This window comes from Paenibacillus sp. LX16 (assembly GCF_036252815.1).
In the GTDB taxonomy this organism is placed as follows: domain Bacteria; phylum Bacillota; class Bacilli; order Paenibacillales; family Paenibacillaceae; genus Paenibacillus; species Paenibacillus polymyxa_B.
The window spans coordinates 3,683,958-3,694,553 of sequence record NZ_CP141152.1; the positions used below are offsets into that span (position 1 = coordinate 3,683,958).

Annotated in this window: 13 protein-coding genes; 2 read left to right on the top strand and 11 right to left on the bottom strand. The window is 41.7% G+C overall.

Annotation, left to right across the window (positions count from 1 at the left end; translation table 11 throughout):
• Nucleotides 1–48 precede the first annotated feature (48 nt).
• The 6 genes from T3H97_RS16250 to T3H97_RS16275 form a co-directional block, all read right to left on the bottom strand.
• Complete coding sequence (locus T3H97_RS16250) at nt 49–357, bottom strand: DUF2500 domain-containing protein (RefSeq protein WP_328800268.1); 309 nt, start codon at nt 355–357, stop codon at nt 49–51.
• A 245-nt stretch (nt 358–602) separates the two neighbouring features.
• Nucleotides 603–1,439: a hypothetical protein gene (locus T3H97_RS16255; RefSeq protein WP_311077953.1), complete on the bottom strand. Its 837-nt coding sequence runs from the start codon at nt 1,437–1,439 to the stop codon at nt 603–605.
• A 159-nt stretch (nt 1,440–1,598) separates the two neighbouring features.
• The gene (locus T3H97_RS16260) at nt 1,599–2,156 is read right to left on the bottom strand and encodes a phage holin, LLH family (RefSeq protein WP_328800269.1); all 558 of its coding nucleotides are present in this window, start codon (nt 2,154–2,156) and stop codon (nt 1,599–1,601) included.
• A 2-nt stretch (nt 2,157–2,158) separates the two neighbouring features.
• A complete protein-coding gene (locus T3H97_RS16265) occupies nt 2,159–3,151 on the bottom strand; it encodes a GH25 family lysozyme (RefSeq protein ID WP_328800270.1) in 993 nt (330 codons plus the stop codon).
• Nucleotides 3,129–3,632 (bottom strand): phage holin family protein, encoded by a 504-nt coding sequence (locus T3H97_RS16270; RefSeq protein WP_328800271.1) that lies wholly within the window; start codon nt 3,630–3,632, stop codon nt 3,129–3,131. Before T3H97_RS16270 ends, T3H97_RS16265 begins: the two co-directional genes overlap by 23 nt.
• Nucleotides 3,607–3,828 (bottom strand): hypothetical protein, encoded by a 222-nt coding sequence (locus T3H97_RS16275; RefSeq protein ID WP_328800272.1) that lies wholly within the window; start codon nt 3,826–3,828, stop codon nt 3,607–3,609. Before T3H97_RS16275 ends, T3H97_RS16270 begins: the two co-directional genes overlap by 26 nt.
• 226 nt (nt 3,829–4,054) lie before the next feature.
• On the opposite strand from T3H97_RS16275, the gene T3H97_RS16280 reads away from it, so the two are divergent.
• Both T3H97_RS16280 and T3H97_RS16285 read left to right on the top strand, forming a co-directional pair.
• Nucleotides 4,055–4,660, top strand: coding sequence for a CPBP family intramembrane glutamic endopeptidase (locus tag T3H97_RS16280; protein ID WP_328800273.1), 606 nt, complete (start codon nt 4,055–4,057; stop codon nt 4,658–4,660).
• A gap of 79 nt (nt 4,661–4,739) precedes the next feature.
• Entirely contained in the window at nt 4,740–5,129 is a 390-nt protein-coding gene (locus T3H97_RS16285) for a hypothetical protein (RefSeq protein WP_328800274.1), read from the top strand.
• 80 nt (nt 5,130–5,209) lie between these two features.
• On the opposite strand, the gene T3H97_RS16290 is transcribed toward T3H97_RS16285, so the two are convergent.
• The 5 genes from T3H97_RS16290 to T3H97_RS16310 form a co-directional block, all read right to left on the bottom strand.
• Complete coding sequence (locus T3H97_RS16290) at nt 5,210–5,797, bottom strand: 2,' 3'-cyclic nucleotide 2'-phosphodiesterase (RefSeq protein ID WP_328800275.1); 588 nt, start codon at nt 5,795–5,797, stop codon at nt 5,210–5,212.
• Between the two features lie 64 nt (nt 5,798–5,861).
• Complete coding sequence (locus T3H97_RS16295) at nt 5,862–8,012, bottom strand: phage tail protein (RefSeq protein WP_328800276.1); 2,151 nt, start codon at nt 8,010–8,012, stop codon at nt 5,862–5,864.
• 12 nt (nt 8,013–8,024) lie between these two features.
• On the bottom strand, nt 8,025–8,654 hold the full coding sequence (locus T3H97_RS16300; protein ID WP_328800277.1) for a phage distal tail protein: 630 nt from the start codon (nt 8,652–8,654) through the stop codon (nt 8,025–8,027).
• A 12-nt stretch (nt 8,655–8,666) separates the two neighbouring features.
• Complete coding sequence (locus T3H97_RS16305; RefSeq protein WP_442955622.1) at nt 8,667–10,166, bottom strand: hypothetical protein; 1,500 nt, start codon at nt 10,164–10,166, stop codon at nt 8,667–8,669.
• 9 nt (nt 10,167–10,175) lie between these two features.
• Nucleotides 10,176–10,586, bottom strand: coding sequence for a phage tail fiber protein (locus tag T3H97_RS16310; protein ID WP_328800278.1), 411 nt, complete (start codon nt 10,584–10,586; stop codon nt 10,176–10,178).
• Nucleotides 10,587–10,596: the final 10 nt, after the last annotated feature.

Genomic DNA, 10,596 nt, shown 5'->3' on the forward strand with positions numbered 1-10,596 from the left:
GTTATCAGTATAAAAGGGTTGGGTGATTCTGTAAATACCCTGATGACCTTACGTTACTACACGTTCTACCCAGTCCCAAGTACCTTGACTTGTTACTTTGATTTTATCTCCTACAACAAAAAGACCGTATTTATCGTCCCTAACTGTAATTTCTTTGCGCTCATTGTTTTCGAACTCGCAGGTTATGTAGAATGTTTTTGAAGACGATCCTTCGGTCCAATCTACCCGTTTATCAACCACCTCACCTATACGTTCTATTTTCGGTTGTTTACGATTATTGCTTGCAATCCGAGAACCGCCTATCATTGCTGAAAAAATAAGTCCCACGACTACAAGTAAAAAAATCCAAAAGCTCATCTATAATCCTCCTAAGTATTCATTGGTTGGTAATTATGATATCGGCTTTTCAACTGTTTATTTTGATATCCAATGAAAATCAATAGAAAAACACCCCACCAGCGTATGCCAGCAGGGTATCACCGATGCTTTCGGATTGCACAACGGTGCTTCCGTATGTGTTGTTATGATTATACAATGCTTAGTGGTTTTTTTGTATATCATTAAATTTCCATCTAAATTCATCTTAGCAAACGGAAACAGAATTAATTCTTAATTTTTTCGGTAACTATTATGCTATTTCCAGGACGATCAGCCCATAGATATAATTTGCCAACTTTTTCAACACCTTGACCTGCTCCATATGTAGGGGGTTTTATACGCTCAATAAATCTAAACTCTCTACCATTAAAATGGTAATGATCCAGTCCTTGCGCATAATTTTCTCCATATTTATTGGCGCCATGTAGGTTAGCGTATAACTCATCCTCATCAAAAAAGATACCTTGATAACCACCATCATTTCCAAAGTTCTCTGATAAGGGGTATGACTTTATTAGATTAAAATCTTTATCAAATTGTCTAATCTCATTTAAGTCATGGTAAACTACCCAGTACGTATTATTATATTCTGCTAAAGACTCTGCTGTGCCATACCCTATGTCGAACTCATCTACCTGTTTCAAATCAGGAAGGCTATACTTTACAATTCTACTTATTCGTTCCTCTGTTGATGGCCCCGAATTAAAATTATATACCGTTGCGTAAAGGTACCCATCTGTAATGTAACAATCCCCGAAAGACATAAAAAGCCCTTTCTGATCTGTTTCTGTATAAGCATTCGTTTTCTCAGTTACAAAACTACCGTCCATTGTGTATGTAGATATCGTATTGGAAAGCTTGAAATTTTCATCACGGTCAGATGTAATGTAAATATTTGTTCCGTCAGAAGCGACACCTTGCCATGCCCTATAATTCTTGTCAACCTTTAACACTTTCACTTCTTGGTGGAAATCACCACTCGTACTCGTTAAACTATACATGCCTGTCGGAGAACAAAATAACCCTAAGGTAATTACTATAATTCTTAGTATATGAAACAATATAAATCCACCTTTATACTTCAATTAACAATGATACAAAGATAAAATAATATGCAAATAATTCAATTTTTCTAATTAACACATTTTTAATACCCTGCCAGCACAAACCAGCAGGGTACTTTTTTGATGAATTACTTTGTAACTGTAGCTGCATTGGCCTTAATCCGCAGTAACAGGTGTTTGTTCCGATTCTACTGGTGCGGGAATAGGCTCTGGTTCAGGTTGAACCTGAGCAGGAGCAATGGTCGCTATCTCAGCTGTAGCCTGTGCCAAGAAATCATTAAGCTTTGCAGCCAGATCCGATACAGCTTCCTTAGCTGCGGTCTTTGCTGCCTCCTCGTTTGTCTGTGCTTCAGTAGCCGGTACCGCTTTTTTGGTCTTATACTCCAGATATGCTTTCTCAATCGCGGCCTGAAGCTCCACAACTGACACTGTAATGCCTTGTTCTGCCAAACGGAGTGTAGCATACTGTAAAGCCTCCTGAAGCTTACGCTCTCCCCCTGCCTGCTTAAAAGCTGTCTGAGCAAAAGCAAATCCTTCCCCAGCGATCTTATGAATTACTTCCCTCTGTGCTGCCGTTGTACGCGCTTCTAGCCACACGTTAACCTTAATCTTGAGTTTGTTCAGACCTCCTAAAACAAACGCTGTAAGCACACCCGCAACGGCTGTGACAATGGTATTTACATAAGGCTGTACAGTTTCGATAATTGTTTGCATGATTACTTTTCCCCTTTCGTTTTCAACGATGCGATTTTATTCTTTGAATCCCAAGACACTACCGCCCCATAAGCATCAGCAATTGGTCTGAGCTGCACATACGCTGTACCCTCTACAAGTTGGACAGTTTGCAGCTTGGACCCGTTTAAATAGGCTTCCTTGTGGGCGTTGTCCCAACGATAAGATAGGCCCAAGGCATTTGCCAAAGACCGCAGTGGTACATAGGTTCTGGAGCCATACAGGAGTGTTCTCCCCGCTTCCTTGCCATTTGCAATAAAAGTACCGGATGCGAATGTTCCCGCCTTATCTGGTGCAACAGGACGATTGGTGAAGCGTGCTCGCAGCTCATCCACTGTGCCGTTGTACTCGTTAAGGTCTACTGGTCCGCCAATGCCATTAACTCTCATTTTTCCGTTTGGTAGCGTTCCGCCTGCGGAACCATCGGAATACTGCCAGAAGTCCCAACGTTTCCAACCGGACGCATCCGGTGGTACTTGTGTAGCGCTGTACCTTGCAATCCATAATGGATAACTGGACAGCCCCGAAAAATTTCCGATAAACGATGGATACGTATAAACAATTGGGCGTACTCCAGTAAGACACTCCACTTCCTCCAGAAACGCCTTAGCGACCGCCGTAACAGTTGTTTTGCTTAAGTTGGACTTATTGGACTCATAGTCCATCACGGGCGGCAGGTTGAACGTGGACACGCCTCCTGCATCCTTTATTGCCTTTGCAAAGTTTGCGGCCTCTTGTCGGGCCAGATCCGGCGTGGTTGCCGAATCATCAACATAGTGATACGCCCCGATCATCAAGCCAGCGGCCTTCGCATCCTTCACAAATTTAAGAAACGTTTTGGAGCGGAACGACTTGCCCTGCGTTGCCTTGATAAATACAAAGCTGATTCCGTTTGCGGCAACCTTTTTAAAATTTATGTCGCCCTGGTGATGGGATACGTCGATCCCTTGCGCGTTACCTTTTTTCCTTGCTTGCATCTTCTCTATCCCCTTCCTGACTTCCACTTTTACTTTTTAGAACCTCAACCGCTTGCCGTACCACTGGTGGAATTGGCGCTCCAAGCCTGCCCCCGTTTTCCAGAATCGAAAGCAGCTCATTTGCCATATAAAAATAGGCGACCGCATCCCGGAATAGGTGCGAATCGCCTAAGACTCCATCTATTAGATGGGATACTGCTACCATTGCAAAAATAAATACCTTTCGAGCGATACCGATAAGACCAATCTTACTTTTTAAACCGGGTCCGGTTCCCTTCTTACCTTCAGCGCCAGCGGCAAATAGTCCGGTCACATAGTCAATAATGACCAGAGCAAGTAACACCCCCAATACTCCCGACCACCCACCGTAAAAATACGTCACAGCGCTGCTTCCTAAAGCAGTGCTGAACTTAAAAACCTCCCACTTATCCACCTTGCTTCCCCCGTCTCTCCGTTCAGGAAACTTTTCCTGAGCTATCATCGTCTACTTTCTGTTCCTTTTCTTCCTGGGCCTGTATCTCTGCTAATGCATTTCCTACTGCCATATCCAAACCTATAAGTATTTCTTTCCGTCGTGCTGGCTGTGAAGCAATTACAGCAGAAATGACCTCAGTCAAATCCTCAACAGGTCTGGTTAGATCCAGTTGTATATCCAATGTAGATTTTATCTTTGCCATGGGCTTCGTCACCTCCTCAAGACGCAAATAAGCCCCTGAGTTATCAGAGGCTTTCATACTTATATCTTAAATTGGTACTACTGCTATAACGCTGCGGATTTTAAAGAGAAACATTGTTCTATTTATCTCCAAATAAACGCCAATCCATCACTACATATATTAGAGTTACAGAACAATTTATGGTAATATTAAACTATCAGCTGAAATTTATTAAAGGAAACAAAAAATGACTAAAAGTAAACTAATTCTCTTTATATTGTTTTTTTACATAGGCTGGACAATTAAGGAGCTAACATTGCATCCAAAAATATCTGATTTGAATCTTTATTTGATATCATTCTTGATAAAACTGATTTTTTGGATCGGGCTGGTAGTCATTTATTTCGTATATATCGATCGAGTAAGGTTGCAACAAATCAGTGACTACATAAAATTAAAACAAAATATTATCAAGGGAGTATTTACTGGTGGAATTATTGGATTCTTATTGGTAGTAATTGAGGTTACTATCTTTAATGGTTTTAGATTGGACATAGGAATCAGATGGATCATTACACCGTTAACTGCATTTTCTGAGGAAGTAGTGTTCCGGGGATTCGTTATGAATAAACTAAGAGACCATCGGGTAAAAGGATATAACTTTATACAAGCCATACTTTTTATGGGCATACACTTTCCAATAGGTATTATTTCAGGATATTCACTTCTTAACTATGTGACCATATTTCTCGTAGGATACATTCTTGGATTTATATATAAAAAGACTTCTTCGATATGGGCTCCAACGATTGCACATAGTGTCTACAATATTCTTATTTATTTAAGGCCGTAAATTTACCTATTCCTTTTAAGGTGGCAATCATTATTGCACTATCGGAGAATGAGAACTCAATTGAAAAGGGTGGATAGGAATGTGGAGAGATGCTCAACATGCTTGGAACCCAAACCAAAAGGAAATTAGAATATGGGCATACAGCGATATGAAAATACCGGATCAGGATTGGGAATTAGCTGTGAATAGCTTTGAAAACATACCCATGATATGCAGCTTTGTCGATGACGAAAAATGCAAACACATTCCTTTTTTTCTAAGTAGTCTTTATGTTTTCACTGGTGATGTTGTTGAATCTGGAGAAGAGGAAGATATAAAAGAATTAGCCGTACTATTAGAAAAGGTGAGCACCTTCGCTAAAACTGAGGAGCTTAATGTCTGGATTGAACGCTCAAAACACCTTATACAACATCCAGAGGATTATAATTATGATTATTGGGGCTTGGGATCTAAGTATGTGTATAAATAAGAGTAAAGACCTCTCCAGTACGGAGAGGTCTTTCTATATATGTCTGTTGTATTTTATTTAATACCTTGGTAATACTGATTTTATTTCAATGCCGCTATAGCTTTATTTATTTCTTCTAGTTCAGTCTTATATTTAGCTATATTAGTTTCAGCTTCTTGTAATACTTCTTCCGTACCTTTTGTCTCGGAATCCAGATTGCCCAACATCTTCTTATTACCTGAGTATTCTTCTCTAAGTTTGTTGTATTTTTCAAGAGATTTTTGTAGGTTCTCTTTATCTTTTTCAGTATCACTTACAAATTTTTCGAGTTCTGATTTTCTCTCTTCCAGTTTGGAAACAGGCCATCCCTGGTATTTACCTGAATAAATTTTCACTTCAGTATTTGTTTGTTTTGAAGAAGGATTATTCGACGATTCGATTTGAATTATTTTCCCGTCCACTTTTAAGTTCGCTCCTAAGGAGTCGGTTACAGCTCTCAAAGGTACATGTGCCTTTCCGTCAACCACGATGGCATTTTCGACAAGCGAATTACCATTGACCTTGACTGCGTATTCCCCTGCTACCTTTTCTCCGACTAAAGATTTAACTTGATCTGCAAATGAGCTACCAGCCGTAGCAACAACCGCACCGATCAACACTCCACTAAGTAAATAAGACCATTTTTTCATGAACCGTACCCCCTACATAGTATATATGTCCTAATATTACCATCGGTAGGAGGTGCAGTAAACATTATGTTGACGAGCTACTTGAACTTCCACCAGCGGGAATGTTAACTGTAGCCACAGTTTTTCCTCGGCTGAACAATTTGAGATTCCTGGAACCGGGGTCGAATGTTGCATTAACGATTAAACCATTAAACAAATCACCACGTATTTCAGCAATATCATTACGGAAATCTCTGAGAGTGTTATCAAGACCTTTAATGCTCTCTACTCCTAAAGCCAGTCCACTTATTGTAGCTTCTGAAAAATCTACAGGACCTTTTAAATAAGTGGCATCATCTATAGACCGGATAATAATAGGTCCCATGTTGCCTAAATGAAACCCTTCTCTATCTCCGTAGACGCTTCCTCTTGGCGAACCATCATCCATAAACAATAAGCCGCCACCATCATTATACTGACCTAATGAAACAGCTTCTCCGCCACGAGAGTTATAAGCAGTAAGACCATTAGAGTTTATCTCTATGCGCCTACCCTCTTTGGCTGTACGGAATAAGGCCCCTGTAATAATACCGCCTTCTATTTCATTACCGATCAGTTTACTACCACGTATTGTACTTGCATTAACTGTACTTGCCCTAATATCTGAAGCATTCATTTCTGAGTTATCAATTTGGCCCGTAAGCTTGATTGACCTGGCAACAACATTCCCCTGCATGTCTACCCGGAATGGCGCAATGGTATAGTCGTCATTCCCTGCACTAATTCCATTCGTATTAATTTTGGTTACGTTATTGCCGCTACCAATAACCAAAGATACAAAGTTACCCAGTTGCCCGACAATTTGCTCGGCTACTACCCCGCGCGCTGTAATAGCTGTTCTTGCTGTTTTACCTCCATCGGTGGTTAAGACAACTCCGTTCGAAGTCATAATAACCTGGTTCAGTGCGTTGCTTTGATCCTGCAAGACAATGCCCCGTTGATCGTACTTGATTTCCGTTTTAGAATTATCTATATCTATCACAGCCTGCTTGGCAAAAGACTCAAATACCTCCGTCCGGATCTTACCATTGGAAAACAAATTATTGATAATATTCTTGTTCCGCTCAAGGTCTGAAATGATATCAGCATAGTCCCGTAAATTGACATTGGATATCGTAGGTTCACTGTGTTTGTCGCGGCTATACGGATACTCTGTAAGCTCTGTGATTCGGGCTTTAAGTTTGTTCATGTCCATAGCCGGGTCAATGCACATTACATTGTCGCCCAAAGCTGGTTTAGGTTCAGTATTGTCTATTTTGAACAGGTCCGCCGTCGATACGGTTACCTCCAGCGTCACGTTTTCCTGTTCAGCAAGCGCCTTACGTGTGGCCTTTAGCAAGTCCTCCGGTTCCTCTATGTCCTGTTCAATGATTTCCCCATCGTAAAAAGGAACCGACTCGCTGGCCCAATACTGAGCATAAGGTGAAATCAAGTAGTTCACCGCCAGCTTTCCATTCACAATCGTTCCTGGTATGCCTGACAGCAAACTCCGCTCCTCTTCGGTCAGTTTGGACGCATCCATTCCGATAAAGGTACGTCCATCCTTCATCTGAGCGAACATGCGTGTGACCAAAGATTCACCCTTATCTTTAAAGCTGCTGGATACGATATTCTTTTTAAGTCGGTACTGTAATCCGCTGTCGGTTCCAATCTTCTTCCTCAGGTTAATAGTGAAGTTGTCCGGTTCAACCTCACACTCATACATTTGAATGATCTTGTTAAGTGCTTCAAGACAAGTGCCTCGCCCAAAGTCCTTAACATCGTGCAAATCGAAAGTGTCGTGAATAACAAACTTAAACCATCCTCCTGTAGCAACTGTAATCAGGTCAGTAAGTTGGTTAATATGGATACCATAGGCTTCTGCGATATAAGACGCATAAGGGAATTTGAAATCATTTAATTTAAACATGACATGGTTACAATAGATATTCGCCGTCAGCTTCCTTCCCTCTCGTGATCGGCTACGAGACTGAATGACAAAAAATTGACCACGCTCATCTCGAACGTGGCCCTTGATTGCTATTTTCTCACGGTAGTCATCTGAGGTCATTGGAACCATGAAGGTTAATTCATAATCACTATTGATCCTGCGCCGCCGCTGAATGTCATAAGAGTCCACTAGCGTTCCAACACGCCGCATATTTTTATCAAACACTTGCATAGTTGGAGTAGGCATAGTCCACCTCTCTTAATATAAGAATTTATCTCGGTGTGTAATACGGAACAAAACCGTCCGGCCTGTCTCTGGGTCCGCCCAGGTCAGGTTGTTGTTTCCGAGATTCAGATCGAAAAAGTCTCCGTTATACAGATGGGAAACATTCTGACCATTTCTCGTTATTTTGAATTTTCCTGAGTCAATGACAATTACCTCTCCTGGCCTGAACACATCTGTAAACTCAATGTAGTCGGTATGGAATTTTGACAATTCCGCCGATATCCTTCCTTCCCCAGACATGGGTACTGCTTGCACCAGAATTTCACGAACGTATTCTGCGTTAGTTATGCGCCCCTCGCCAGACATAGGAACGGCTTCCAAAGCATACTCACGGATAAAATCAGCCTGCGCCTGACCTTCACCAGACAACTCCGCAGCGGCAGTCATATCCAAAACAAATTCCAAAATGTACTCTGTTACGGTACCAGGTTCGTCCACATTAAACGACATGAGGTTAAACGCATTATCGTTTTCTGCTCCAGCTGTCTCCACCTTCCGTGAATACATTTGTCCTGAACCAGAAAGAGATGCAGATAGGTCAATAATGTTCCTTTCTACATCTCCTGTATTAAAACCAAGGCTATTAAATCCACCATTAAACATAGCGTCCTCCTATTACACGATAGTTATATCGTCTGGATCAGCTAGAAAACTGACACCATCAAGGGAAACCCATCCAACCCCAGAAGGAGTAGGTATAACTTGTCCAGCCATATCTGCGGTAGATGAACTTTTATTCCCGACGATCCCCAATCGTAGTGGGCCATTTTCTCCCCACACAACAAAATTGAGGCTGCGCTTAGGTCTGTATCCTTTTTTCAATTGAAATATATATCTTGTAATATCCTCGACACTGGTATTTTTACATATACCAGAGAGGTGTACGCGCCCGTTAGTATCTTTATAATATTTTGGCGGTCTGTCGTAAATAGCGTCAAATATCTGCCAACTGTTACTCAATTCCGGTTTCACAAGAAGTCTCTCTAAACCGGATAGATTTAATAATTTAAGTCCTCCAGTTTTTATACTTTTGACAATGACCACTCTATTCTCCGCTCGATCATTGAATAAATAAACCCCGTTATACTTGCACATACCTTGTGTCGAACCAAAAGTAGGCGGAACAATTGTTTCAACGTAGGAAAAAGTATTATTCGTAAAGGTGAATTTATCGATTCCACCTGCGAACTCATCCCCCTTGGCATTAGGCCCGTGCATATTTGCGTATAAAGCTCCATTCTCCCAAAAAATACCCTGGTATCCACCATAAGCTTTGGCGGTTGTTGGCAAAGGGTAGCTTTCTAAAAGCGATAATGTTTTACTGAACTTCTTGATTACTTGTTGGTCATGATAACTAACCCAAAAAAAACCGTCATGGTCTATAATGCACTCCGCCGCTCCAGCCCCGATATCTGTTGCGCTAATCTCATCGAATCCATCATCGTAAGTTTTATATTGAACAATTCTAGACTCATAAGGTATAACACCTCCAGAATTTATATTATAGGCTGTTACATATAAACGTCCGTCGATGAAACTTATATCACCAAAAGACATGAATAAACCACCTGAATCTTTACCTATATATGCATTTCTTTTCTCAGCCACAAAGTTACCATACATATCATAAACACTTATAATGTTTTCATCGTCCTGAATGCCGCTTTCGGGATTATCAGTAGTGAGATAAATATACTTCCCATCAGTGCAAACGCCCTGCCATGCCCGAAAAGGAGCGTGTGCAGGGAAAGTTATCATTTCTGGTGAAATCAGTTTGAACGAATCATCAATGCGTTTATTAGTTGCATCTAGCTCATGAATATTGTTTTGGGCCGCTTTCCAGTCCGCAGCAGTAAAATTACGTGCGATCCGTGTACCAACAGGCCACGCACGGGCAACACCTTCAAACCCGCGTACACAGCCTTTCAGTACGTTATCTTCCACACTTGTATACGTAATCGTTTCTGCTGCATCTCCATTGCCCAAAACGGCGATACCCTCGCCTTGCAGCAGCACGGACGCATCAGCCACTGTGATTTCAGTCTGAGTGTCTGTAACTAGCTCTGTCAGTTCTGTTTTCGGTGAATTCACAACTGGTGGATACATTTTTTCCACGCTTCACACCTACCCTTCATCTACTTTTATTTGTCCAGCAAGAAACCGAAGCGTGTCATTGGTCTGCACCGTGCGTGGTGTTTTGACTGCTCCATGGTATACAAGGTTTCCCCCGGTTGCCGCCGTGCGGATGCCAATATAAGTCACCAGCCCCCAATCGGCTGAGGCAATCGGGAAAGATACGTCTGCTGTACTGGATGTAAACGCCCTGCGGTCTGCGATAACAGGTTCGGAAAACGTTACAGGCCGCCGAGCATAACCCCCACCATTTACCTCCTGCCCTGTATCCGCATCGGTTGGACTACTGGTGTACAAGGCGATATACAGCGTTTGAGGTGATGCAAAATTAACGCCACGTAAAGCGGCATTGATGCATGCTGTTTTCCACCAATTACTTTTACTTAAAAGTATGTCTGCCAATATAAAGACC

Bases quoted from the DNA above. Each gene is read 5' to 3' on its own strand.
- T3H97_RS16260 (WP_328800269.1), bottom strand. From the start codon at position 2,156: ATGCAAACAATTATCGAAACTGTACAGCCTTATGTAAATACCATTGTC.
- T3H97_RS16300 (WP_328800277.1), bottom strand. From the start codon at position 8,654: ATGTTTAATGGTGGATTTAATAGCCTTGGTTTTAATACAGGAGATGTA.
- T3H97_RS16275 (WP_328800272.1), bottom strand. From the start codon at position 3,828: ATGGCAAAGATAAAATCTACATTGGATATACAACTGGATCTAACCAGA.
- T3H97_RS16270 (WP_328800271.1), bottom strand. From the start codon at position 3,632: ATGATAGCTCAGGAAAAGTTTCCTGAACGGAGAGACGGGGGAAGCAAG.
- T3H97_RS16280 (WP_328800273.1), top strand. From the start codon at position 4,055: ATGACTAAAAGTAAACTAATTCTCTTTATATTGTTTTTTTACATAGGC.
- T3H97_RS16265 (WP_328800270.1), bottom strand. From the start codon at position 3,151: ATGCAAGCAAGGAAAAAAGGTAACGCGCAAGGGATCGACGTATCCCAT.
- T3H97_RS16290 (WP_328800275.1), bottom strand. From the start codon at position 5,797: ATGAAAAAATGGTCTTATTTACTTAGTGGAGTGTTGATCGGTGCGGTT.
- T3H97_RS16285 (WP_328800274.1), top strand. From the start codon at position 4,740: ATGTGGAGAGATGCTCAACATGCTTGGAACCCAAACCAAAAGGAAATT.
- T3H97_RS16295 (WP_328800276.1), bottom strand. From the start codon at position 8,012: ATGCCTACTCCAACTATGCAAGTGTTTGATAAAAATATGCGGCGTGTT.
- T3H97_RS16250 (WP_328800268.1), bottom strand. From the start codon at position 357: ATGAGCTTTTGGATTTTTTTACTTGTAGTCGTGGGACTTATTTTTTCA.